Source organism: Burkholderia sp. 22PA0099, from assembly GCF_047497165.1.
Classification (GTDB): Bacteria; Pseudomonadota; Gammaproteobacteria; order Burkholderiales; family Burkholderiaceae; genus Burkholderia.
In genome coordinates this window covers 3,380,887-3,404,392 of sequence record NZ_CP163164.1, presented here as the reverse complement: position 1 = coordinate 3,404,392, position 23,506 = coordinate 3,380,887, and the positions used below count along the sequence as shown (strand labels likewise).

The following is a 23,506-nucleotide window of genomic DNA, read 5'->3' as shown; positions in this document are numbered from 1 at the left end:
CGATGAGCTTCGTTGTCACTCACGTTTCGCGCGGCGATATTCTTCTGAGCAAGGGCTCACAGCAGGCCCGGGTGCTGGGGGAGGGGTTGCTGGTGTCCAAGCCGGGTGATCCGGCGTTTGTGGTGTATCTGAATTCCATCAACGAGGTGGAATCGGATGGGAAGAAGGCGCCGGTGAGCGAGGCGGTTCGGCAGGAGATCGTCGAGGCGATCAAGGGGTATTTCGCGGGGAAGGGGATGGGGGTGGATTTCGAGTGAGGGGGTGGGGCGCGGGTTGGCCAGGTTGACCCGTGTCGGGCGGCTTCCGGCCATCTTGAGACATGCGGCAACTCACCGGGAGTCGCCGATACGTGCCGCCTAACGGCGGTTCAGGCTGCCGCGATAGCGCTGTTGCCCCCCGGAGGTTCGCTCATGCCCCGTGGCCAGCCGTTACGGCCGTTGGTCGAAATCTCGACGCGCGTTTTCCACCGCATCCAGATTATTGGCCGCCCAGACCCAGACTCCGCAAAATGCAGCGCCCAATGTGATCCCCAGGTCGGTGAGTTTGTATTCGACCTTCGGTGGCACGACCGGATACACCGTACGTATCACCAGGCCATCGCGTTCCATCGCGCGTAGGGTTTGCGTGAGCATTTTCTGGCTGATTCCCTCAACCAATTCGCCAAGTCGGCTGAAACGCAGCGGCGACTTTTCCGCGAGCGTGTCGAGGATCAGCATTGTCCATTTGTCGGCAACGCGGCCGATGAGATCTCTGACCAACGAAGCGATGCGAGGATCAAGATCGATCGGCGGTGTCAGGCTCGCGTAATACTGCGCGGCGGCGATCTGTTCCGTGGTGAACTCCGGGACTCGTTCCACTTTCACACTCTCTTTTTGGTACGTATAGAACTTTCAGGTGCCTTCTTTCTTTTGAAGAGTGTACCGGGCAGACTACGCTCGTGCTCGACAAAACAGGGAGTGACATCATGAAAATGACAGGAAGAACCGTATTGATTACCGGCGGAACAAGCGGGATCGGCATGGAGTTGGCACGGCAACTCATCGCCAAGGGCGGCAATACGGTGATCGTCACCGGGAGGGACCCGGGCAGGCTGAAAGATGCACAGCGGGCCGTGCCGGGGCTGCATGCTTTTCAAAGCGACGTAAGCGATCCGGCCGATATCGCGTCGATATACAAAATCGTGTCCGAGCAGTTCCCGGCGTTGGACACCCTGGTGAACAACGCGGGAACGATGCGCAACATCGGGCTGGATCGGCAGTATCCGTTGAGTGACCTGACCACTGAAATCGATGGAAACTTGAAGGGCCCGATGTGGATGGTTCAAACTTTCCTGCCCTTGCTCATGAGGCGGAAAAACAGCTTGATCGTGAATGTTTCATCGGGTCTGGCATTTATTCCCTTCCCTGCGGCGCCGATATACAGCGCGTCAAAAGCCGCACTCCATGCCTATACACAGTGCCTGCGGGCGCAGTTGGCCGGCACCGGTGTGTCCGTAGTCGAATTGGCGCCCCCGGGCACCGAAACGCCGCTGTTTCGAGGCGAGTTTGCCGAGGCGATGAAAAATGAAAAAGGCATGAATGTCGGCGTGCTCGCGAAACGCGCCATTGCAGGTATCGAAGCCGGGAAACTCGAGATTCGTCCTGGTGTGAGCAATGTCCTGAAGATCGCCAGCCGCGTTGCGCCGCAGTTCATGTTTCGGCAAATGGTCAAGCTCGGCCGTCCGAAACCGTCTGGCGTCTGAGCCGAGTTGCTTCGGCCAGCGATGTTGCACGACGAGTGCGCCGGCTCCGATACAAAATAACCGATAGAGGTTGATCGACATCGCACGAAACATTGATTTTGAGACTGAATGGTCCTAATATCGCTCGTATGAACACGACTGACACACACCTCCCCCGCAAGGAGCGCGCCGCCGAGCGTGGGCGTCCACGAGAGTTCGACGTCGACCAGGCTGTCGAGGCTGCCGCGCGAGTGTTTTGGGAAAACGGCTACCACGCGACCCCCGTCGATGCGCTATGTGACGCAACCGGCGTCTTTCGCGGCAGCTTGTACCGAACGTTCGGCGACAAGCACGGATTGCTCGTCGCGGCGTTCGATCGTTACGCGGAAGGCGCCGTTGCCCGACTGAAGGAGCGGTTGGCCGCCGATTTGCCGCCAAGGCAGGCGCTTCGCGAAGCGCTGCTGCACTATACGAAGGTGAGCGTGAACCTGTCGGAGCGCCATGGCTGTTTCATTACCAATACGGTGATCGAACACCTGCCGGGCGATGATGTTCTGCGCTCACGTATCGAATCGACGTTGCAGCGGATCGCAACGCAGTTCAGTCTAGCGATAGCAAGAGGTCAGCAGGCAGGCGAATTCGATCGTCACCTCGACGCCGAGGAAGTCGGGCGTTTCCTGCTGTGCATGGTTCAAGGCATACGCGTGCTCGGCAAGGTCGACATGAGCGAGGCCGCACTCGCATCCATTGTCGAGATGGCGTTGCGGGCACTGACGTAGCGCGTCTGCGCATGTCGTAGCCGGGCCGGTGGCATTCGCGAACAGCGGATGCCAATTTTTTATCTATTTTGAGAATGATCGTTCATGAATTCATCAACCGGTTTGGCTTCGAGGTCTTTGGGCTACTGGAACGGGATTGCGGCGTGCCTCGTCGCGACCATCCTGTTCGGCGTGATGTTTCCGGTCATGACGGACGCGCTGCGTTACATCGATCCTTTTACCTTTACTTCGCTCCGTTACCTGATCGCCGGTGCGGCCTTTGTCGTCCTGTTGCTGAGACGGGAAGGACTCGGCGCGTTGCGAATCGACGGCAAATCGTTGTCGATTGCCTGGTTGCTCGGCTCGGTGGGGTTCTGCGGGTTCGGATCGTTTGTCTTTCTGGGGCAGCAACTGGCGGGAGAGCAAGGGGCGCTTGCCGCGTCCATCATGATGGCGACGCAACCGATGATGGGCTTGCTCCTCAATGCGCTGGTGCGGAGAACCGCGCCCCCGCTTCCTTCATTTCTGTTCGTGGTCATCTCGTTCACCGGCGTCGCCCTCGTCATCACACGGGGGGATTTTCTGGCTGCATTGGCCGCGCCACAACACTACGCGGCAAGCGGCCTCATCGTTCTGGGCGCATTCTGCTGGGTTGTCTATACGTTCGGCTCCGCGTACTTCACACGATGGTCGGCGTTGAAATACACGACAGTGACGACATGGCTGGGCCTGACCACCGTCATCAGCGTGAATGTGCTGCTCGTCGTGACGCACGCCGTCGCCGCTCCCACGCTCACGGCATGGTGGACGATCACGCCGCATCTGATTTACATGGGGCCGATCGCCGGTTTCGTGGCCATTCTCTGCTGGATTTCCGGTAACCGAATTCTCGGGCCGATGAATGGCGTGCTGTTCATGGACGTGGTGCCCGTGACTACGTTTGCCGTGTCTGCATTGACAGGCGTCGTGCCGAGCGGAGCGCAAATACTCGGTGCGGCGATAACGGCGTCTGCCCTGGTTCTCAACAACCTGTATTTGCGGCGACGGGCTCGACGAATGGCGGCGTCCGCGTTGGCCTGACCGGCACCTGCCCGCCGTCAGCCCTCGTCAATGTACCTTCGGAAACCCATGCCGTTCTGCCAACAACGCAAGAATCCGCTTCGTTTCCGTCACAAACCGCTTGTCTCCAAGCCGCTGCGCATCGTCCGGCACCGGATGCTCATCCCCGAGCACCAGCACCGGCAGCCCCTGATGCGCCTCGTCCAGCGCGGCAATCGCCGTCTGGCGCGGGCGCGCGAACGGCACGCGCTGCACGTCGAGTTGCGCCGCGCGGGCCGGATCGGAGGCGAGCAGGCCCTCGATTGGAATGCCGTCGGGGCAGACGAAGCGCTCGCCGGGATGGGCCGGATCGGTGAAGCCCGGTTCGAGCAGAATCAAAAGGTCGCGACTCATGGTGTGGATTCCTGAATTCATGAAGACAAAAAACAACGAATGGGGCGACGCTCAGGCCGCATCCCGAGCCTGGGCATAGCGGTTGACAGGCACATCCAGCCCGAGGTGTTCGCGCAGCGTCGATCCTTCGTAATCCTGCCGATATGCGCCGCGTTCCTGCAGCACCGGCACCACCTGTGCGGCGAAATCGGCGAACGCGGTGGGCGTGCCGCCGCGCACGATGAAGCCGTCGGTGGCGCGCGCCTCCACCCACGCCTGCAAGCCGTCGGCCACCTGTTCGGGCGTGCCGGAAAAGCTCGGCCGCGGCGTGGCCGCTTCGAGTGCGACCTCGCGCAGCGTCAGCCGGCGCTCGGCAGCGTCGCGCTTGATTGTGTCGGTGGTGCTGCGGAACTGGTTGCTGCCGAGCGCGCCGATGTCGGGGAACGGCGCGTCGAGCGCGTAGCGCGAGAAATCGTGATGGTCGAAATAGCGGCCCAGGTAATCGAGCGCGTTGTCGATCGTCACGAGCCGCGCGGTGTCCTGGTAATGCGACTCGGCCTCGGCGGCCGAACGCGCGACGATCACGCTCACGCCCTGGAAAATCTTCAGGCTGCCGGGCGCGCGGCCGTGCGCGGCGAGCCGCTGCTGCACGTCGGCGTAGAACGCCTGCGCGAGCGGAATGGTTTCCTGGCGCGTGTAGATCGCATCGGCATGGCGCGCGGCCACGCCCTTGCCGTCGTCGGACGCGCCAGCCTGGAACAGCACCGGGCGGCCCTGACGCGAGCGGCCGATGTTGAGCGGGCCGGCCACCTGGAAGAACTCGCCCGCGTGATTGAGCGCATGCAGCTTGGCGGGATCGAAGAACCGGCCGCTGGCCTTGTCGCGCACGAACGCGTCGTCTTCCCACGAATCCCACAGCCCCTTGGTCACGTCGAGGAACTCGGAGGCGATCCGGTAGCGCAGCGCGTGCTCGGGATGCTGCTTGCGCGAGAAGTTGGCGGCGGAGCCTTCGAGCGGTGACGTGACGACGTTCCAGCCGGCGCGGCCGTCGCTCAGGTGGTCGAGGCTGGCAAACTGCCGCGCGACGGTGAACGGATCGCTGTACGAGGTGGACAGCGTGCCGACCAGGCCGATCCGCTCGGTGGCGAGCGCGAGCGCGGACAGCAGCGTGATCGGCTCGAAGCGGTTCAGGAAGTGCGGGATCGATTTGGCGTTGATGTGCAGGCCGTCGGCCACGAACAGCAGATCGAAGCGGGCCGCCTCGGCCTGACGGGCCAGCTCGCGCACGAAGCCGAGGTTGATGCTGGCGTCGGCGACGGCGTCGGGGTGGCGCCAGGCCGACATGTTGCCGGAAGCGCCCTGGATGATCGCGCCGAGATGCACGCGGCGCGGCGATGACGGAGTGGTTGAGGTCATGGCGTGAGAGCGGAGAGGTCAGGCCGGCGACGCGAGCGGCGCGGCCGGATGATGAATGGAAGAGGGCGCAGCGCGAGCCGGCAGCGTCGGCAGGGCCGCCAGCAGCGAGGCGGTGTACGGATGCGCGGGCGCGGCGAACACGGCCTCGACCGCGCCGTGCTCGACCACCTGCCCGCGCCGCATCACCAGCACGCGGTCGGCGACGTGATGCACCACGCCGAGATCGTGCGAGATGAACAGCATCGCGGTGCCGTGCTCGGCCTGCAGATCGGCGAGCAGATCGAGCACCTGCGCCTGGATCGACACGTCGAGCGCGCTGACGGGCTCGTCGGCCACCAGCAGCGACGGGTTCGGCGCAAACGCGCGCGCGATCGCCACGCGCTGCCGCTGGCCGCCGGACAGCTCGCGCGGGTAGCGCGTCAGGCAGCCGGCGCCGAGCCGCACCTCGTCGAGCAGTTGCCGCACGCGGTGGCGGCGCGCGTCGCCGGACACGCGCACGGCATCGAGGCTCTCGCCGATGATCTGCTCGACGGTGTAGCGCGGGTCGAACGAACTGCCGGGGTCCTGCGCGATCAGTTGCAGGCCGGCGCGGCGCGCCCGGCGCGCGGCTTCCGGCACGTCGCTCCACGGTTCGCCGCCGAGCGTGACGCGGCCGGCGTCGGGCGCGACCAGGCCGAGCACGATGCGCGCCACGGTCGATTTTCCGGAGCCCGATTCGCCGACGATGCCGAGCGTTTCGCCCTTCGCGAGCGTGAACGAGATGTCGGCCACGGCCGGCGCGGTGTCGTCGTGGCCGTAGCGTTTGGTGACGGCGTCGACGGTCAGCACCTGGGCACTTGTGTCGATGCGTTTGAGGGGCAGCGGCAGGCGGGCCTGCGTTATGTCGGATGCGTGGGGTGCGACGTCACCCGCCACGTCCCCATCCCGCGTCTGCGGCGACAAACGAAACCCGCGCGAGGCCGGTGTCGGGATCGCCGCCAGCAGTTGCCGCGTGTACGGATGCGCGGGCGCGGCCAGCACCGCGCGTGCATCGCCTTGCTCGACCACGCGGCCGTGGCGCATCACCAGCACGCGGTCGGCCAGCTCGGCCACCACGGCCAGGTCGTGGCTGATCAGCAGCAGCGCGTCACCGGCCTCGCGTCGCGCCTGCAGCAGCGACAGGATCTGCCGCTGCACGGACACATCGAGCGCGGTGGTCGGCTCGTCGGCGATCAGCAGGTTCGCGCCGCCGGCCAGCGCGGTGCCGATCAGCACGCGCTGGCGCAACCCGCCCGACAACTGATGCGGATATTGCGGCAGGCGGCGCTCGGGCTCGTCGATGCCGACCGCGCGCAAAATCTCGGCGCTGCGGGCGGCGCGCTCGCGGCGCGGCGTGTCGTGCAGCGCCTCGGCCAGCAGGTCGCGCACGCGCCAGAGCGGATCGAGCGAGGTCAGCGCGTCCTGCAGCACGTAGCCGATCCGGCGCCCGCGGATGGCGCGCCAATCGCGTTCGCGAAAGCGTCGCGCGTCCACGCCCGCGATCTCGAAGCGCTCGGCCTGCACCACGGCGTTCGCGCCGTTCAGCCCCACGAGGCTGCGCGCGGTGACCGATTTGCCCGAACCCGATTCGCCGACCAGCGCCACGCATTCACCGGCCCGCACCTCGAGATCGAGCGGCCCGACCACGGCGCGGGTGCCGTGCCGCCCGGCGAAACCGATCGTCAGACCCTCGATGCGCGCGAGCACGTTGCCGGCGAGGGCACGGGGCGAGGCGATGTCGCCGCGCGGAGCGGGAGCCTCGAACCGGTCAGGAGAGCCGATCGAATCGGAAGAATCGCGCCGGCCTGGCGAGTCGGGCAAATTCGATGATCCCGGCGACTCGGACGAAGGCCCACGCTCCCGCGATGCAGGCGCGCCGGCTCCGACACGCCCGATACGATTCCCACCCCCCAACGGCGGCACAACGGCTGCGTTCCTCATGATGCCTCCCGGCGCTCGAAGCGCTGCTGCCAGTAGCCGCCCAGTGCGTTGACGGCCACCACGGTCGCGGTGATCGCCACGCCGGGCCAGACGGCGATCCACCACGCGTTGTAGAGATAGTTGCGGCCCTCGGCCAGCATCAGCCCCCACTCGGCGGTGGGCGGCTGCGGCCCCATGCCGAGGAAGCTCAGGCCCGAGGTGCCGATGATCGCGGTGCCCAGCCCGATGGTGGCGAGCACCGGCACCTGCGCGATCGCGTGCGGCAGCACGTGCCGCCAGATCAGCACCAGCGGCGGCAGGCCCAGCGTGCGCGCCTGCTCGACGTAGCCCGAACCGGCCACCACGAAGGTTTGCGCACGCACCACGCGCGCGAAGCGCGGCACCGACGCCACCCCGAGCGCGAACACCAGGTTGACCGCGCCGGGGCCGGTAAACGAAATCAGCATCAGCGCCAGCAGCAGGTCGGGAAATGCCGACACCACGTCGAGCAGCCGCGTGACCAGCTCGTCGAGCCAGCCGCGCGCGAGCCCGGCGGCCAGCCCGAGCACGGTGCCGGCCAGCGTGGCGATGCCGATCGCGGCGGCGCTGATCGACAGCGAATGGCGCGCGCCGTAGATCACGCGCGCATAAATGTCGCGGCCCAACTGATCGGTGCCGAGCCAGTGTTCAGCACTGCTGCCGAGCTGGGCCGACACCGGGTCCGCCGCGAGCGGGTCGTAATGGGTGAGCCAGCCCGGCGCGAACACGGCCACGGCGTTGAGCAGCAGGTAGAGCGCGGCCAGCGCGAGGCCGGGGTGGCGGCGCAGCCAGCCGAATGCCTGCAGGCCGGGGCGTGCGCGCAGGGGCAGGTCGAGGGGGACGGACATCGCGGGCTCCGGGTCAGCGCCGTGCGCGCGGTTCGCGCAGGCGGGGGTCGATCAGCAGGTAAAGCAGGTCGACGGCGGTGCTGAGGGCGACGTAGATCGCCGCCGACAGGATCGCGATCGCGAGGATCACCGGCATGTCCTTGGCCAGCACCGCATCGACGGTGATCTTGCCGAGGCCGGGCCGCCCGAACACCTGCTCGGTGATCACCGCGCCGCTCAACAGGCCGCCCACCAGCCAGCCGGCCAGCGTGACGGCGGGCAGCGCCGCGTGACGCAGCGCATGGCGCGCGCGCAGCGCGAAGCCGCCCACGCCCCACGAGCGCACCGTCAGCGCATACGGCTCGTCGAGCGCGCGCTCGATGCCCAGGCGCAGCACGCGGCCGATGGTGGCGCCTTGCGCGAGGCCGAGCGACAGCGCGGGCAGCACCAGCGACGAGAACCCGCGGTCGCCGGCCACCGGGAACAGCTTCAGCGTGAAGCTGAACACGAACAGCAGCATGATCCCGAGCCAGAACGACGGCGTGGACGCCAGCAGCAGCTCGGTGCCCGACGCCGCGCGCCCGCCCCAGCGGCGGCCGGCCGTCAGCACGGCAAGGCTCACCGAGAACACCAGCGTGACGACCAGCGCGGCGGCGGTCAGCTTCAACGTCGGCCACAGCTGGCCGATCACGAGCGGCGCGACCTCGGTGTTGAGGATGTACGAACGGCCGAAATCGCCATGCAGGATGCGCCAGACGTAATGCACGTATTGCAGCCACACCGGCTCGTCGAGGCCCCATTCCTTGCGGATCGCGGCCTCGATCTCGGGCGTGCTCAGTTGCTCGCCGATCAACAGGCTGACGATGTCGCCGGGCGCCACCTGCACCGCCACGAACGACAGCGTGATGGCTGACCACAGCACCAGCAGGCCGGTGCCCAGGCGCGTGAGGACGGGCGAGCGCAGGCGGCGGGGTCGCGCGGGCGCCGTTTGCGGTGGCGGCGAGGATGACGTTGAAGCAGGGCCGGCGAGCGGCGCGGTGCGGGTCATGATCGGGATTCCTTCAGGTTCGGGTACGCACGCGGGCGCGTCAGTCCGGCCGCACGCGCACGTCGTACGGCGCATCCGGCATTTGCTTGAAACTGCGGAATGCGAGGCCGCTCACGCGCTCGCTGGCGGCGATCTCGTCCTCGGGCTGGTAGAGCGGAATCGCATAGGCCTGCTCGACGATCGCGAAGCGTTGCAGTTGCGCGTACAACTTGCCGCGCGCGGCGTCGTCGCGCGTGCCGGCCGCTTCGCGCAGCCACGTGCTCAGGCGCGGGTCGGTGGCGCGGCTGTAATTGATCACGCCGCCGCGATCGGGCGGCAGGTAGTGGTTCTCGGTATCGATGCCGTCGGTATCGGTGTTCGAGTTCGGGATCGCGCCGAAGCGGCCCGTCTTGCGCGCCTCGACGTAGGTGCCCGCATCGACGTAGCGCAGCGTCAGCTCGACGCCGAGCCGTTGCCGCGCCTGCGCCTGCAAACCTTGCAGCAGCACGTCGCGCTGGTCGCGCACGGTGGCCTGCGCCTGCACCACGTCGATCGTCAGGCGCTCGGCCTGGCCGTTCGCATCGCGCCGGGTGCGGAACCCGGCCGCGTCGCGCCCGGTCCAGCCGGCCTCGTCCAGCAGCCGGTTGGCGAGTGCGGGATCGTTGCCGTAGGTCTTTTCGATCGTGCGGTCGTAGAGCGGATCGACGGGCGAGGTGATGCCCCACGCGCGCACGCGCTTGCCGCGATAGATCGCGCCCACCAGCCTATCGAGATCGAACGCCTGCAACAGCGCGCGCCGCACGCGCACGTCGCGCGTCGGCCCCCAGGTGGTGTTCAGGTACAGCGAATAGGGCGAGCCGGTGTTCAGCGCGCGCTGGTAGCGCAGGTTCGATTGCCGCTCGATCAGCGCGGCGTCGTTGCCCGAGATGCCCTCGATCGCATCCACCTGCCCCGACAGCAGCGCGCCGGTGCGCACCGACGATTCGGGCAGGAAGCGGTACACCACGCGATCGAGATACGCCGGCCCCTGATGGCCGACCGTGGCCGGCGCCCATCGATAGTCGGGATTCCGCACGAAATCGGCTTCCTGGCCTTTGCGATAGGCCGCCAGCACGAACGGGCCGGTGCCGGCCACGGCCGGCCCGCCGGCCTTCAGTTGCGGCGACGCGTAGGCGGCTGGCGAGATCAGCTTCAAGCCGGCCGCGAACGACAGGAACGGCGCATACGGCTCGGCCAGCGTCAGTGCGACCGTCAGCGGGCCGGTGGCGCGCGCCTCGACGAGCCGCGCGGCGATGCCGCAATAGCTGGAACCGGCGCAATAGGCCGGGTCGCGCATGTGCGTGAAGTTGACGGCCACCGCGTTGGCGTCGAGCCGCTGGCCGTCGCTGAAGCGCACGTCGTCGCGCAGCGTGAAGCTCAACGTCTTGCCATCGGCCGACACGCTGTAGCTGCGCGCAAGCCACGGCACGTAGCCGCCGTCGGGCCGGCGCGCGAGCAGCGATTCGAAGCTCGCGCGCAGCAGCAACTCGGCCTTGGCCTGCCCGTTCAATTGCGGGTTGAAGGTGGTCGGCTCGGTTTCCACGCCCCAGCTTAACGTGCCGCCCGATGGCGGCGCGGCGTGCGCGAAGCCGGCCAGCAGCGCGAGCGGTGCGATCGACTTGATCGACTTGAGGAGGGCCCCCGTTGCGCGGCGCATCGCTTACTTCCTGATCCAGACGTCGTACGGGTTTTCGGGCATCTGCGCGTAGGGCCGGAACCGCAGCCCCTGCACCGCCTTGGCCGCCGCGATCTGATCTTCCGGCTCGTAGAGCGGCACCGCGTAGGCCTGTTCCTTGATCGCGAAGTGCTGCAATTCGCCGTACAGCTTCTTGCGCTCGGCCTGGTTCTGCGTGGCCGCCGCCGCTTGCAGCCAGCGCGTCAGTTCGGGCGCGGAGGCCCGGCTGTAGTTCAGCGCGCCGCCGCGATCGATCGGCAGGTAATGGCCTTCGATGTCGATGCCGTCGGGCGGCGTGTTCGAATTCGCGATCGAGCCGAACTTGCCGCTCTTGCGCGCATCGGTGTAGGTGCCGTCGTCCACGTACTGGATCTTCAGGTCGATGCCGAGCCGTTGGCGTGCCTGCGCCTGCAAGGCCTGCAGCAGCACGTCGCGCTGGTCGCGCACGGTGGCCTGCGCCTGAATTACCGTGACGGTCAGTCGCTCGCCGCCCTTGGCGCGATAACCGCCCGCATCGCGTGCGCTCCAGCCCGCTTCGTCCAGCAGGCGGTTGGCGAGCGCCGGATCGTTGCCGTAGGTCTTTTCGATGCCGCGGTCGTACAGCGGATCGATCGGCGAGGTGATGCCCCAGGTGCGCGTGCGCTCGCCGCGATAGATCGATTGCACGATGCCCGACACGTCGAGCCCTTCGAGCAGCGCACGGCGCACCTTGGCGTCCTGCGTCGGCCCGTAGGTCACGTTCAGGAACAGCGAATACGGCGTGCCGGTGTTGAGCGCGTGCTGGTAGGTCAGATCGGGGTTCGAGCGGATCAGCCCGGCGTCGTTGCCCGAGATGCCCTCGATCACGTCCACCTGGCCCGACAGCAGCGCGCCGGTGCGCACCGACGATTCGGGCAGAAAGCGATACACCACGCGATCCAGATACGCCGGCCCCTGGTGGCCGGCCGTGGCCGGCGCCCAGCGATAGTCGGGATTCCGATCGAATTCGATCTGCTGGCCCTTCACGTACTTGCGCAGCACGAACGGGCCGGTGCCGGCGATGTCCACACCGCCCGCCTTGAGGTCCGGCTTGTCGAACGCGTTCGGCGAGAGCAGCGGCAGGCGGCCCGAGAACGTCAGGAACGGTGCGTACGGCGCGTCGAGCGTGATGACCAGCGTGTGCGCGTCGGGCGTCTTGACGTCGGCCACGTGCGAGATCAGCCGCGCCAGGTTGCTGCCGCCCGAGTAGGCGAGGTCGCGCGCGTTGAGGAAGTTGCGGGCCACGGCCTTGGCGTCGAACGGCGCGCCGTCGCTGAACTTCACGCCGTCGCGCAGCGTGAACGTGTAGGTCTTGCCGTCCGGCGACACCTTCCACGCGGTGGCCAGCCACGGCACATAGCTGCCGTCCGGGCGCTGCGCGAGCAGGCTTTCATAGGCGTTGCGCAACAGCAGCTCCACCTTGTCCTGGCCGTTCAATTGCGGGTTCAGCGTGCGCGGCTCGGTTTCCACGCCCCAGGTCAGCGTGCCGCCGGTGGCGGGGGCCTGCGCGTGCGCCAGCGGCGACAGCGCGAGCGCAGCGGCGGCGAGCGCGGCGGCGCGGTGCGAAGCGGAAAGCGGGAGGAACGGAGACGTCATGTCGGAGTGGCGTGGTGGAAAAAATTCGGGGGCGGGGCGCGCCGGCGAGCGTATCGCCGCGCGTCGTTCAGTTGATCGAAGCGATGCCCGCGGGCTCCGCATCGGCCTGTGTCGATGCTTCGTACAACTCGGGAATCAGCACCTTGCGCAGCCACACGAGCGAGGTGCCGAGCGCATTGACTGAGCGATCGAACGGCACGTAGCCGCGCTGCCGGTAGTACTGCGGCAGCCACGGATGTTCGATCGCGGTGGCGAGGTAGGTGGCCGGCGCCTTCACCTGCGCGGCCAGGAACTGCTCCTCGACGTGCGCCAGCACGATCGAGCCGAGGCCTTGCCGCTTGAACGCGGGCGCCACGGCGAACCAGTGCAGGAACGGATACGGCGTGCGCTGCCGGTCGCTGTCCACCCACGGAAAGCGCACCGTCACGGTGGCGGCGAGCACCGGGCGGCCATCGTCGCCGGGCCGTTCGAGCACGAAGCTGGTCTGGCTGGCGACGGCCTGCTCGACCTGTGAGACGGGCGCGCGCGTGATCGTGAAATGCACGCCGTGCTGCGCCAGCGACGCATACGACTGCTGGAGCAGGGCATACAGCGCCGGCGCGTCGGCGGCGGTGGCGATGCGGATCGTGTCGCTCATGAGGCGTTCGCCGGTTCGGTGTGGAGTGCGTGCGACGGCGCGGTTTCAAACGCGCGCGTGCTCGTCGATTTCCCGGCCAGCAGATGCAGCGACGCAACGCGCGGTGCAGCCTCGGCCAGCGGCGTATCGATGATGAATTCCTCGATGCCGTAGCGGCGGTGCAGCGCATCGAATTCGTCGAGCACCGCATCGCGCGTGCCGTGCACGATGCGCGCCTCGCGTTCCTCGATGCGGTGCTCGCCGCCGCCGGCCTGCCGGATATAGGCATGCGCCTGCGCCAGGCTGCCCACGTTGATCGCGGGGGTATCGCCGACCTGCACGCGAAAGCGCTCGTAGCCGCTCGCCAGTTGCACGGCCTCGTCGTGCGTGGCCGCCACGATCGCCGCGATCGCCAGCAGCGGCGTGCGGCCGCCCGATGCGGCGCGATAGGCGTCGAACGCCTGTTCGAGATCGGTGCGCGACGCGTTGATGTGCGACGCGTAGACGAAATCCCAGCCGAGCCGCGCGGCCAGCGTGGCGCTGTCCACGCTCGCGCCGAGCAGGTAGGGCCGCGCGGCGGCGGGCGGCAGCGGCGTGGCGCGCAGCGCGCTCTCGTCGTTTTCGGTGCCGGCCGGCGGCGTGCCGACGGTGCGCAAATGATGATTCAGTTGCTCGGCGAGCGTGGCGAAGCTGCCGCGCCGCGCGCGGTCGTAATCGCCCTGCAGCGCCCGCGTCGACAGCGGCAGCCCGCCCGGCGCCTTGCCGATGCCCAGATCGATGCGGCCCGGCGCGAGCGTGGCGAGCAGGTTGAAGTTCTCGGCGATCTTGTACGGCGCGTAATGCTGGAGCATCACGCCGCCCGAGCCGATGCGGATGCGCGCCGTGTGGGCGAGCAAATGCGCGATCAGGATTTCCGGCGACGGGCACGCGAGGCCCGGCGAGTTGTGATGCTCGGCCACCCAGTAGCGGTGGTAGCCGGCCGTATCGGCGAAGCGTGCCAGCGCGACGCTGCGCGTCAGCGCGTCGCCGGCCGATTCGCCGGGCGCGACGGGGCTCTTGTCGAGCACGCCCAGCCGGAACGGCAGCGCGCGCAGGTCGGTGGGGAAGGAGCGAAGGGTTAACGTCATGGAGAGCCGGAGGCGATCGGTGCGGGCGGCGGCAGGGCGATTGCCGGGTTGGACATGCCGGATTATTTTTCGCCGCGCGTGGCCCGGTCAAACAAGCAAGAGGAATATCCAAAGCCAAAAATAATGGTTCCTGCACGCCGGGCACGTTGCAGTAAGGTCGAGGGCGCGAGCGGGCGATGCCGCGCCGGAAAACTGCATCGGAGTGCGTATCGATGCTGCGGCGTGCATCTCGATGCTGCCGCGTTCGAGTGCGGCGCCGGCCCGCGCAAATCGATAAGGAAACCAGATGAACGACACGAGACCCCGCCGCCTGAAGACGCTGGTTGGCGCGACCAGCGTGATTCACGCCACGGGCGATGCCCACCCCTCGCAGGGCATCCGCCGCGCCGCCGCGCTGGCCCGCAAGGCCGAGGCCGAGCGCATCACCGGGCTGTTCACGGCGGATTTGCTGCAGACGGACCCCGAGGGCCTGGCCGGCATCACCGGCAGCCAGGAGCCGATCGTCGCGCTGGCCGCGCTCAGTCAGGCAACCGAACGCATCGGCCTGGTGGCGACGGTCTCCACCACCTATCACCATCCGTACAACCTGGCCCGCCTGATCGGCACGCTCGATCATGTGAGCGGCGGCCGTGCGGCATGGAATGCCGTGACGTCGTCGGTGGGCGAGGAGAATTTCGGCGAGGGCGCGCTGCCCGATCCGGCGCAACGTTATGCGCGCGCGGCCGAGTTCGTCGAGATCGTGCATGCGCTGTACGACGCCAACGATCCCGCGGCCACCACCCGCAAGGCGGGGGGCGGCGTGTCGGTCGATCCGCGCAAGCTCGGCGCAATCCACTATCGCGGCGCGCATTTCCAGGTGCGCGGGCCGCTGAACGTGCCGCCGTCGCCGCAGCTTCGGCCCGTGCAGTTTCAGGCCGGGCAATCGGCGGCCGGCGTGACGCTGGGCGCGCGGCATGCGGAGGTGGTCTACACCTCGCAGCCGACGCTCGACGAGGCGCGCGCGTTCGTCACCGAACTGCATCGCCAGGCCACCGCGTTCGGGCGCGCCGGGCGGCTGCCGTTCGTGATGAACTCGTTTCATTCGCTGATCGGCGAATCGGATGCGGATGTCGCGCGCCGGCTCAAGGAACGTCACGAGCGGATCGATTACGAGCAGGGCCGGCTCAAGCTGGCCGACATGCTCGGCGGCGGCCTCGACCTGCGCGAGCTGTCGCTCGATCGGCCGTTGCCCGAGGTGCTGCTGCCTTCCGTGGAGGCTGTCAACCGGCGGCGCGGACGGGTGGCGATCTTCGTCGGTTTCGCGCGGCAGGGCCTGACGCTGCGCGAGCTGATCGTGCGCGCGCAGGACACCGGGCACTGGTCGGTGGCGGGCACGCCCGAGCAACTGGCCGACGCGATCGAGGCGCGCTACCGCGCCGGGCTGGTGGACGTGCTGTCGCTGCACGGGCTCGGGCAGCCCGATCAGGAAGACCTGCTCGTCAACGGCCTGCTGCCGGAATTGCGGCGGCGGAACATCATCGATCACGATTACGTGGGCGACGATTTCCGCTCGAACCTGGAACTGCCGCCGCTCGCGTTGCCGCATGCCGCGCAGGCGGTGGCGTGACGTGACGTGAGCGCCCGGAAAAGCATTCCCCAATTGATTGGTTAAGCATCGCGAAGCGCGCTGCTATTGTCGGTGGCTCTTTTCCAGCCGACAGTTCGGCATCTCGTTCGAGGAGCGCTTCGCATGTCCGGTCACGATCCCGTGAGTCTTACCCGTCGCCGTGCGTTGCAGGCGGCCGCCGCCGCCGCGCTCGGTTCGCTTGCGCCGCTTTCGCATGCAGCCGACGCGGCGCAAGGCACGCTGCGACGCGGCGGGCGCGTCACGCTGCTCGTGAATCCCGAGCCGAACGCGCTGGTGGATTTCGCGACGACTGCGGGCGCCGAGGAGAAGATCGCGCCGAAGGTGACCGAAGGCCTGCTCGCCTACGATTTCGACGTCAAGCCGAAGCCGCAGCTTGCCACCGCGTGGTCGGTCAGCGCCGACGGCCTGCAATACCGCTTCGAGCTGCGCCGCAACGTGCGCTGGCACGACGGCCAGCCGTTCACGTCGCGCGATGTGGCCGTGTCGATCGACCTGCTGCGCCAGTATCACGCGCGGGGGCGCGCGACGTTCGCCAACGTCGCCGCCGTGCACACGCCCGATCCGCACACGGCCGTGTTCGAACTGTCGAAGCCCGCGCCGTATCTGCTGTATGCGCTGGCTGCGTCCGAATCGCCGATCCTGCCCGCGCACCGCTACGCAAGCGGCAACCCGCTGGAGAACCCGAACAATCTCGCGCCGATCGGCACCGGCCCGTACCGCTTCGTGCGCTGGGATCGCGGCAGCGCGGTCACGTTCGTACGGAATCCGGACTATTGGGATGCGCCGAAGCCGTATCTCGACGAACTGGTGGTGCGCTTCATCGGCGACCCGGCCGCGCGCGCGGCGGCGCTCGAAACCGGCGAACTGGATCTGGCCGGCGAGAACCCGGTGCCGCTGACCGACATCAAGCGGCTCGCGGCGCTGCCGCACCTGGCCGTCGAAACGCGCGGCTACAGCTACGACGCCGCGCAAACGCAGCTTCAGTTCAACCTCGACAACCGCTATCTGGCGAAGCTGCCGGTGCGTCAGGCGATCGCCCACGCGATCGACCGCAATGCGATCCTGCGCACCGTGTGGCAGGGCTACGGCATCGTCTCGCCCACGCCGATCAGCCCGTTGCTGACGCAATTCCACGACGCCACCACGCCGGTGCCCGCGTTCGACCCGGCGCGGGCGCAAAAGCTGCTCGACGCGGCCGGCTACCCGCGCGCCTCGGGCGGCTTTCGTTTTCCGCTGACGATCGACTACAACCCGTACGATCCGACCTTCGCGCGGCTCGCCGAATACCTGCGCCAGACGCTGCGCGGCATCGGCATCGACGCCACCGTGCGCTCGCAGGATTTCGCGTCGTACGTGAAGCGGATCTACACCGATCGCGCGTTCGACCTGGATGCGAACTTCCTCGGCAACACGTTCGATCCGACGGTGGGCGTGCAACGCCTGTACTGGTCGAAGAATTTCCGCCCCGGCGTGCCGTTCTCGAACGCCACGCATTACAACAGCCCCGAGGTGGACCGGCTGCTCGAATCGGCGGCGGTGGAAATCGACCCGGCCAAGCGCGTCGCGCTGTTCCGTCAGTTCCAGCAGCAGGTGGCGCGCGACCTGCCGATCGTCAATCTGGTCACGCTCAAGCAGGTGACGATCTACAACCGGCGGGTGCGCAATCACACGCTTACGGCCGACGGGCTTCAGGGTAATCTGGCCGACGTGTACGTGGTGTCGTGAGCGCGGCGCGCCCGCACGATCAACGCAGTGCAGTGCAGCAATGCTTTCTTTTTTCATCAGGATGACGGAATGGAATACCGACAACTCGGCCGCAGCGGCCTCCAGGTGTCCGAACTGACGCTCGGCACCATGAACTTCGGCGGCCCGACCGACGAGCGCGCGGCGGCCTCGATCATCGATCGCGCGTTCGAGCAGGGCGTGAATTCGATCGACACGGCCGACGCCTACACGGGCGGCGAATCCGAACGCATCGTCGGCCGTGCGATCGCCGCGCGCCGCGATAGCTGGGTGCTGGCCAGCAAGTTCGCGAACCCGCAGGGCAGCGGCCCGAACGATCGCGGCGCGTCGCGCAAGCACATCGTGCAGGCGGTGGACGCGAGCCTGAAGCGGCTCGGCACCGATTATCTCGACATCGTCTATGTGCACCGCGAGGATCACCTGACGCCGCCGGAAGAAACCATCCGCGCGCTCGGCGATTTGATCCGCGCCGGCAAGCTGCGCTATTACGGGCTGTCCAATTTTCGCGGCTGGAAGATCGCCGAATTCGCGCACACGGCGCAGGCGCTCGGCATCGACGGGCCGGCCGCGAGCCAGCCGCTCTACAATCTCGCGAATCGCCAGGTCGAGGCCGAGCAATTGACGTCGGCCCATCGCTACGGCCTCGGCGTGATTTCGTTCAGCCCGCTCGCGCGCGGCGTGCTGACGGCCAAGTACGAACCCGGTGCGCAGCCGGGTGCCGATACGCGCGCCGGCCGCGCCGACCGCCGCCTGCTGCAGACCGAATGGCGGCCCGAGACGATCGAGCTGGCACGGCGCGTGCACGCTCATGCGGCCGAGCGCGGCCTGAGCGCGAGCCAGTTCGCGCTGGCCTGGGTGCTGAACAGCCGCTACATCGCCTCGGCCATCGCCGGGCCGCGCACGCTCGAACAGTGGGACGACTACCTGCCGGCGCTGGCCTATCGCCTGACGGAAGCCGACGAGGCGTTCGTCGATTTGCTGGTGGCGAGCGGCCATCCGTCCACGCCGGGCTTCAACGATCCGGGGCATCCGTTCTTCGGGCGTCTGACGCGCACGGGCGGTTGACGCCGTCACGGCTTGCGCTGGTCCGGCTTCGACAACCGGGGCATCCTTTTTGGGCGGCTGACGCCGTCACGGCTCGCACTGGTCCGGCTTCACCGACCCGGGCCATCCATTCTCGGGCGGCTGGCGCGCATGGGCGGCTGACGCCATCGCGGCCTGCCTGGATCGCGACCGACCGGCCCCGCGCACCCGCGTGCGGCCGGCCCGGTGCGGGCCGTTGCCGAATCCGGCATATCCATAGCTGAAATCGAACGTTCCCGCGCGGTTCGCGCATTTCTATACTTTCACGATGCGCTTCGGGCGCGCCGCGCGGCGTGTCCGGGCATCCGTTCATGACGGCGCGCGGCCAAGCCACCGCCGCCAGCCCGATCCACGATTCCCTCTTCATCCTGCCATGACCGCATCTCAGACGACTTCCTCACCCTTGGCCGACGCGCTGGCGGCGCTGCCCGCGCTCGCCGCCGAACTGGGCCACGACACCGCGCGCCGCGAGGCGAACCGCGAACTGCCATTCGAGGGCTTCAAGCTGTTTCGCGCCACGCCGCTCGGCGCGTTGCGCCTGCCGGAGGCGAGCGGCGGCCTGGGCGGCTCGCTGGTCGATCTGTTCGAGGTGATCTCGACGCTGGCCGCGGCCGATTCGAACCTCGCGCACGCGCTGCGCATCCATTACGACTTCACCGAAGTGCTGCGGCTTTCGCCGGCCTCGCCGTTCAATGCATTGCAGATCGACCGCGTGTTGTCGGGCGCGATCTTCGGCGGCGCGTCCACGGAACTGGGCACGTCGCGCCCCGGCGAAGTCAGCACCACGCTGACGGCCGACGGCGACGGCTATCGCGTGTCGGGCACCAAGTACTACTCCACCGGCACGCTGTTTTCGGACTACGCACGAATCAACGTGGTGCGCGCCAGCGACGACGCACGGGTGGCCGTGGTGGTGCCGGTGCGCCGCGAGGGTTTGCGCGTGGTGGACGACTGGGACGGCATGGGCCAGCGCATGACGGCCAGCGGCAGCCTGCTGCTCGACAACCTGCGGGTGGAGGCCAACGAGGTGATCGACCGTGGCAACACCACGCTGGTGGGCCGGCATGGCGGGGCGCTGCGCCAGCTTCACCTGGTGGCGGTGGCCGCCGGCATCGTGCGCGCGATCGCGGCCGACGCGACGCGCTACGTGATCGAGTTCGGCCGGCCGGTGCTGCACAGCCCGGCGCCGTCTGCGCGCGAGGATCATTTCATCCAGCAGACGGTGGGCGAACTGAGCGCGCACAGCCACGCGATCGACGCGCTGGTGCGCGAGAACGCGCGCGCGCTCGACCGCTCGGCCGACGCCATTCAGGCCGAAGCGCCCGAGGCCGAGGCGCTGGTGCTCGAAGGCGCGCTGGCCACCGCGCGCACCCAGTTGATTGTCAGCAAGCTGGCGCTGCATGCCGGCGAGCGGCTGTTCGAGGTGGGCGGCGCATCGGCCACCGCGCGGCGTCACAATCTCGACCGTCACTGGCGCAACCTGCGCACGATCTTCAGCCACAACCCGCTGCTGCACAAGGCGCGCGTGGTGGGCGACTACGCGCTGAACGGCGTGACCACGCACCTGACCGAAGGCCGGGTGTTCTGAGGGGCGTTTCGTTGTCCGACAGGATTTCTACGGTGTCTTCTGGGCGGCGACTGCCAGTGCAATATGGCGTGGATACCTGGCCGAGGGCCGGGTGTTGCGAGCGACGTTCCGTCCGGCTGGAATCCTACGTGTTATTCCGGGCTGCTGCTGCCGGTGCATCACGGCCCGGATAGCTGACCGAAGGCGGGTATTCCGGGCACCGCCATGGCATGAGCGCATGGCGACACGAAAAGGACGGCGCCCGCCGTCCCATCCACCAGCACGCCTACGCCTTCTTCCGCACAGCCGCCGCCGCCAGCGCATCGCGGCCCAGATTCGCGCGCAGCAGCGGATTGGTCGGCGCATGAATGCCGCTGCACAGCACGTTGCGCTGATGGCGTTCGAGCGGGTTGGCGCGCGCGATGCCGTGATTGCCGGCCAGCTCCACGGCCAGCGCCACCGCCTGCTTGGCGTTCTCGATCACCGTCTGCTTGACCACCGCGCCGAGCGTGGGCGGCGCATCGCCGCTGTCGATATGGCGCGCGTGCGTGCTCATCAGCCAGTCGTTGGCCGCGAGCCAGGTCTCGATCCGCCCCACCTGTTCCTGCACCGATGCCACGCTCGCCAGCGCCGCGCCGCCGAGGCTGCCGGGCCGCCGTTCGTTGAGGAAATCGAGCAGCCAGTCGCGCGCGGCGCGCGCCGCGCCGTCGTACACGGCGCTGACGAGGCTGAAATACCAGGCCAGCGCGAGCGGGTCGCGTTGCAGGCCGAGGTGCGCGGGGCGCAGGCCGGCCGCGTCGTCCAGCGGGATCGCCACGTCACTCAGCACCACGTCGTGGCTGGCCGTGGCGCGCATGCCGAGCGGGTCCCACGCGTCGATCACCACCACGCCGGGCGCGTCGCGCGGCACCAGGAAATGGCCGACGCGCGGTTCGGCCTCGTCGGTGATGGCCAGCACGTTGATCCACGACAGCAGCGGCACGCCGGTCACGTAGCGCTTGTGGCCCGACAGCCGCCAGTGCGCGCCCACGCGCCGCGCGACGGTGGCGGGCAGGCCGCCATGCGACGGCGAGCCGAGTTCCGGCTCCACTTGCGCGGCATTGATCAGCGCCGGCTCGATGGCGGCCTCGCGCGCCAGGCGCTCGGCCAGCGCGGCCGGCCATTCGGCGTTGCGGCCCGAGGTGGCGCGTGCGATGGCGCTGTGCTGGCTGTAGTGCATGGCAAGGATCAGCGCCACCGACGGGTCGCCATAGGCGATCTCGCCGACGATCGCGCGCGACACGGCCAGGCCCGCGCCGTCGCCGCCGAAGCGGCGCTCGATCGGCGCGCGCAACAGGCCGGCTTCCTGTAGTCGTGCGAACTGTTCGGCCGGCGGTGCGCCGCTGCGGTCGTGCTCGGGGGCCAGTGCGGCGAATTCGGCGGCCAGCTCGCGGGCGCGCTCGACGGCGGGGCGCGCCGCGCCATCTGCGTGGGACGCATCGATCGGGGCGGGGGGAACCAGTACGGCGCTCATCGCGCAACCTCCGGGAAAACAGGAAAAAGGCGGGTCATCGCTTGAGCCACAGGTCGGCGAAGCTGCCCGACACGCCGTCGGGCGACACGGTATGCGCCTGCACGGCGCGCGAGGCGACGGTCACGTATTGCGGCGCGACCAGGTTGATGTCGGGCAGGTCGCGCTCCAGCGTCTGCTGAATCTGCGCGAACGCGCGCTTGCGGGCGGCCTCGTCGGTTTCCTCGGCGGCCTGCGCGAACAGCGTGTCGATCTCGGGGTTGCTGTAGTGGGAGCCGTTGGTGAACGGCACGCCGCGACGGAAGCTGGCGGTGGTATAGAGCCGCGCGACACCCGCCACCGGGTCGAACAGGTTGCTCATGCCGTTCAGGCTGAAGTCGAACGCGCGGTCGGTATAGATCCGCTTCAAATAGGCGGGCAGATCCTGGTTGCGGATCGTCACGGCGATGCCGACGCGCGCCAGCGCCGATTTCACGTAGGCGGCGGTGCGCGCGGGGATGTCGCCGATCGGCAGCGGATCGATCGTCAGCGCGAAGCGCGTGCCGTCGTCGTGGCGCGGGTAGCCGGCCGCGTCGAGCAGCGCGTTGGCGCGGTTCGGGTCGAACGGGTAGGGGTTCGGCGCCGGGTCGTAGTACGGGTTGGTCGGAATCAGCGGGCTGACCAGCGGCGTGGCGTAGCCGTAATAGATCACCTTGCGGATCACCTCGCGATCGAGCGCATGCGCGATCGCCTGCCGCACCTTCAGGTTCTTCAGCACCGGGTTGTCGAGATTGAACTCGATGCGCGCCACGCCGGCCTGGAATTCGTAGCCGCGCGTGTCGAGCGCGAGCTTCGGGTCGGCTTTCAGGCGCGCGAGGTCCGCCAGCGGCACCGGGATGTCGCCGCCCAGGTCCACCGCGCCGCTTTCGAATGCGGCGGTGCGCGCGCCCGGGTCCGCGATGATCTTGACGAACAGGCGGTCGAGGTAGGGCTTGCCGGGCTGCCAGTAATCGGGGTTGCGCGCGTATTCGATGTAATTGCCGCGCACCCATTTGACGAAGCGGAACGGCCCGGTGCCCACCGGCGCGTTGTTGGCCGGGTTGTCGAGCGGGTCGCCGTGCATGTACAGGTGCTTCGGCAGGATCGGCGTTTCGGTGGCGGAGAACGCCTTGATCAGGTACGGCGTGGGCTTGCTCAGCGTCAGCACCACGGTGGTCGCGTCGGGCGTGGCCACCGAGGTGACGTTGGCGAACGTGCTCTTGGCGCGCGGGTGGACCTTGCGCAGCAGGTCGAGCGAGAACGCCACGTCGGCCGATGTGAACGGCTGGCCGTCATGCCATTTCACGCCCGGGCGCAAGTGGAACACGTAGCGCTTGCCGCCGTCCTCGATCGACCAGGACGCAGCCAGCAGCGGCTTCGGATTGAACGCGAAATCGTAGTCGAGCAGGCCTTCGACTACCTTCGGGCTGACCTTGAGCACGTTGACGGCCGTGGTGGCGAAATCGACCAGCGCGGTCGGCTCGGGCGTGACGACGAAGTTCAGCGTGCCGCCGCGCGTCTGCGCCGTTGCCGTGGCGGGCGCGAGCGTGAGCGCGGCGAGCAGCGCGCAGGCCGTGGCGGCGATGGCGGTCGCCCGCGTGAGCGGGCGGGGGAAGCGGCGGGAGCGGCTTGAAGGGCGAACGACGGTGCGGCGTGCGGCGAAGGCGGTCATGAACGATCGGGGTGGCGAGGAAAGGGCGCGCGGCGGCGCGGCAACGCAAGCGGGCAAGG

At 68.2% G+C, this 23,506-nt stretch carries 20 protein-coding genes; 8 read left to right on the top strand and 12 right to left on the bottom strand.

Annotated elements, in window-relative coordinates:
* Positions 1-2 precede the first annotated feature (2 nt).
* Positions 3-257 carry an Imm74 family immunity protein gene (locus AB4851_RS14885; RefSeq protein ID WP_414447861.1) on the top strand — a complete coding sequence of 85 codons (255 nt, stop codon included), beginning with the start codon at positions 3-5 and terminating at the stop codon, positions 255-257.
* A gap of 171 nt (positions 258-428) precedes the next feature.
* Here AB4851_RS14885 and AB4851_RS14880 read toward each other — a convergent pair whose 3' ends face one another.
* On the bottom strand, positions 429-857 hold the full coding sequence (locus AB4851_RS14880) for a winged helix-turn-helix transcriptional regulator (protein ID WP_414447860.1): 429 nt from the start codon (positions 855-857) through the stop codon (positions 429-431).
* Positions 858-964: 107 nt separating this feature from the next.
* Here AB4851_RS14880 and AB4851_RS14875 point away from each other — a divergent pair, with 107 nt between their 5' ends.
* From AB4851_RS14875 to AB4851_RS14865, 3 genes are all read left to right on the top strand, one after another.
* The gene (locus AB4851_RS14875) at positions 965-1,741 is read left to right on the top strand and encodes an SDR family oxidoreductase (RefSeq protein WP_414447859.1); all 777 of its coding nucleotides are present in this window, start codon (positions 965-967) and stop codon (positions 1,739-1,741) included.
* Between the two features lie 128 nt (positions 1,742-1,869).
* Positions 1,870-2,499: a TetR/AcrR family transcriptional regulator gene (locus AB4851_RS14870; protein WP_414447858.1), complete on the top strand. Its 630-nt coding sequence runs from the start codon at positions 1,870-1,872 to the stop codon at positions 2,497-2,499.
* Between the two features lie 84 nt (positions 2,500-2,583).
* The gene (locus AB4851_RS14865) at positions 2,584-3,558 is read left to right on the top strand and encodes a DMT family transporter (RefSeq protein WP_414447857.1); all 975 of its coding nucleotides are present in this window, start codon (positions 2,584-2,586) and stop codon (positions 3,556-3,558) included.
* 27 nt (positions 3,559-3,585) lie between these two features.
* Here the strand turns inward: AB4851_RS14865 and AB4851_RS14860 are convergent, their stop codons facing one another.
* The 9 genes from AB4851_RS14860 to AB4851_RS14820 form a co-directional block, all read right to left on the bottom strand.
* Positions 3,586-3,930 (bottom strand): DUF3088 domain-containing protein, encoded by a 345-nt coding sequence (locus AB4851_RS14860; protein ID WP_414447856.1) that lies wholly within the window; start codon positions 3,928-3,930, stop codon positions 3,586-3,588.
* A 51-nt stretch (positions 3,931-3,981) separates the two neighbouring features.
* Positions 3,982-5,325 (bottom strand): LLM class flavin-dependent oxidoreductase, encoded by a 1,344-nt coding sequence (locus AB4851_RS14855; RefSeq protein WP_414447855.1) that lies wholly within the window; start codon positions 5,323-5,325, stop codon positions 3,982-3,984.
* A gap of 18 nt (positions 5,326-5,343) precedes the next feature.
* Positions 5,344-7,080: a dipeptide ABC transporter ATP-binding protein gene (locus AB4851_RS14850; RefSeq protein ID WP_414449200.1), complete on the bottom strand. Its 1,737-nt coding sequence runs from the start codon at positions 7,078-7,080 to the stop codon at positions 5,344-5,346.
* A gap of 200 nt (positions 7,081-7,280) precedes the next feature.
* Positions 7,281-8,150, bottom strand: coding sequence for an ABC transporter permease (locus AB4851_RS14845; RefSeq protein WP_414441679.1), 870 nt, complete (start codon positions 8,148-8,150; stop codon positions 7,281-7,283).
* 13 nt (positions 8,151-8,163) lie between these two features.
* Positions 8,164-9,177, bottom strand: a complete 1,014-nt coding sequence (locus AB4851_RS14840) for an ABC transporter permease (protein ID WP_414447854.1) — start codon at positions 9,175-9,177, stop codon at positions 8,164-8,166.
* 40 nt (positions 9,178-9,217) lie between these two features.
* The gene (locus AB4851_RS14835) at positions 9,218-10,852 is read right to left on the bottom strand and encodes an ABC transporter substrate-binding protein (protein ID WP_414447853.1); all 1,635 of its coding nucleotides are present in this window, start codon (positions 10,850-10,852) and stop codon (positions 9,218-9,220) included.
* A gap of 3 nt (positions 10,853-10,855) precedes the next feature.
* A complete protein-coding gene (locus AB4851_RS14830) occupies positions 10,856-12,484 on the bottom strand; it encodes an ABC transporter substrate-binding protein (RefSeq protein WP_414447852.1) in 1,629 nt (542 codons plus the stop codon).
* Positions 12,485-12,551: 67 nt separating this feature from the next.
* Positions 12,552-13,121, bottom strand: coding sequence for a GNAT family N-acetyltransferase (locus AB4851_RS14825; protein ID WP_414447851.1), 570 nt, complete (start codon positions 13,119-13,121; stop codon positions 12,552-12,554).
* Positions 13,118-14,227: an MsnO8 family LLM class oxidoreductase gene (locus tag AB4851_RS14820; RefSeq protein WP_414447850.1), complete on the bottom strand. Its 1,110-nt coding sequence runs from the start codon at positions 14,225-14,227 to the stop codon at positions 13,118-13,120. The genes AB4851_RS14825 and AB4851_RS14820 overlap by 4 nt, the downstream gene beginning before the upstream one ends.
* Positions 14,228-14,513: 286 nt before the next feature.
* Here AB4851_RS14820 and AB4851_RS14815 point away from each other — a divergent pair, with 286 nt between their 5' ends.
* The 4 genes from AB4851_RS14815 to AB4851_RS14800 all read left to right on the top strand — a co-directional run bounded on the left by AB4851_RS14815 (position 14,514) and on the right by AB4851_RS14800 (position 20,268).
* Entirely contained in the window at positions 14,514-15,833 is a 1,320-nt protein-coding gene (locus tag AB4851_RS14815; RefSeq protein ID WP_414447849.1) for an NtaA/DmoA family FMN-dependent monooxygenase, read from the top strand.
* 123 nt (positions 15,834-15,956) lie between these two features.
* Positions 15,957-17,579: an ABC transporter substrate-binding protein gene (locus AB4851_RS14810; RefSeq protein ID WP_414447848.1), complete on the top strand. Its 1,623-nt coding sequence runs from the start codon at positions 15,957-15,959 to the stop codon at positions 17,577-17,579.
* Positions 17,580-17,648: 69 nt separating this feature from the next.
* Positions 17,649-18,662, top strand: a complete 1,014-nt coding sequence (locus tag AB4851_RS14805) for an aldo/keto reductase (RefSeq protein ID WP_414447847.1) — start codon at positions 17,649-17,651, stop codon at positions 18,660-18,662.
* A 391-nt stretch (positions 18,663-19,053) separates the two neighbouring features.
* Entirely contained in the window at positions 19,054-20,268 is a 1,215-nt protein-coding gene (locus tag AB4851_RS14800) for an acyl-CoA dehydrogenase (RefSeq protein WP_414447846.1), read from the top strand.
* Positions 20,269-20,533: 265 nt separating this feature from the next.
* On the opposite strand, the gene AB4851_RS14795 is transcribed toward AB4851_RS14800, so the two are convergent.
* A complete protein-coding gene (locus AB4851_RS14795) occupies positions 20,534-21,760 on the bottom strand; it encodes an acyl-CoA dehydrogenase family protein (protein WP_414447845.1) in 1,227 nt (408 codons plus the stop codon).
* A 34-nt stretch (positions 21,761-21,794) separates the two neighbouring features.
* Positions 21,795-23,447 (bottom strand): ABC transporter substrate-binding protein, encoded by a 1,653-nt coding sequence (locus tag AB4851_RS14790; protein WP_414447844.1) that lies wholly within the window; start codon positions 23,445-23,447, stop codon positions 21,795-21,797.
* Between the last annotated feature and the right edge of the window lie 59 nt (positions 23,448-23,506).

Bases quoted from the DNA above. Each gene is read 5' to 3' on its own strand.
- AB4851_RS14885 (WP_414447861.1), top strand. From the start codon at position 3: ATGAGCTTCGTTGTCACTCACGTTTCGCGCGGCGATATTCTTCTGAGC.
- AB4851_RS14875 (WP_414447859.1), top strand. From the start codon at position 965: ATGAAAATGACAGGAAGAACCGTATTGATTACCGGCGGAACAAGCGGG.
- AB4851_RS14870 (WP_414447858.1), top strand. From the start codon at position 1,870: ATGAACACGACTGACACACACCTCCCCCGCAAGGAGCGCGCCGCCGAG.
- AB4851_RS14865 (WP_414447857.1), top strand. From the start codon at position 2,584: ATGAATTCATCAACCGGTTTGGCTTCGAGGTCTTTGGGCTACTGGAAC.
- AB4851_RS14860 (WP_414447856.1), bottom strand. From the start codon at position 3,930: ATGAGTCGCGACCTTTTGATTCTGCTCGAACCGGGCTTCACCGATCCG.
- AB4851_RS14855 (WP_414447855.1), bottom strand. From the start codon at position 5,325: ATGACCTCAACCACTCCGTCATCGCCGCGCCGCGTGCATCTCGGCGCG.
- AB4851_RS14845 (WP_414441679.1), bottom strand. From the start codon at position 8,150: ATGTCCGTCCCCCTCGACCTGCCCCTGCGCGCACGCCCCGGCCTGCAG.
- AB4851_RS14840 (WP_414447854.1), bottom strand. From the start codon at position 9,177: ATGACCCGCACCGCGCCGCTCGCCGGCCCTGCTTCAACGTCATCCTCG.
- AB4851_RS14835 (WP_414447853.1), bottom strand. From the start codon at position 10,852: ATGCGCCGCGCAACGGGGGCCCTCCTCAAGTCGATCAAGTCGATCGCA.
- AB4851_RS14830 (WP_414447852.1), bottom strand. From the start codon at position 12,484: ATGACGTCTCCGTTCCTCCCGCTTTCCGCTTCGCACCGCGCCGCCGCG.
- AB4851_RS14825 (WP_414447851.1), bottom strand. From the start codon at position 13,121: ATGAGCGACACGATCCGCATCGCCACCGCCGCCGACGCGCCGGCGCTG.
- AB4851_RS14820 (WP_414447850.1), bottom strand. From the start codon at position 14,227: ATGACGTTAACCCTTCGCTCCTTCCCCACCGACCTGCGCGCGCTGCCG.
- AB4851_RS14815 (WP_414447849.1), top strand. From the start codon at position 14,514: ATGAACGACACGAGACCCCGCCGCCTGAAGACGCTGGTTGGCGCGACC.
- AB4851_RS14810 (WP_414447848.1), top strand. From the start codon at position 15,957: ATGTCCGGTCACGATCCCGTGAGTCTTACCCGTCGCCGTGCGTTGCAG.
- AB4851_RS14805 (WP_414447847.1), top strand. From the start codon at position 17,649: ATGGAATACCGACAACTCGGCCGCAGCGGCCTCCAGGTGTCCGAACTG.
- AB4851_RS14800 (WP_414447846.1), top strand. From the start codon at position 19,054: ATGACCGCATCTCAGACGACTTCCTCACCCTTGGCCGACGCGCTGGCG.
- AB4851_RS14795 (WP_414447845.1), bottom strand. From the start codon at position 21,760: ATGAGCGCCGTACTGGTTCCCCCCGCCCCGATCGATGCGTCCCACGCA.
- AB4851_RS14790 (WP_414447844.1), bottom strand. From the start codon at position 23,447: ATGACCGCCTTCGCCGCACGCCGCACCGTCGTTCGCCCTTCAAGCCGC.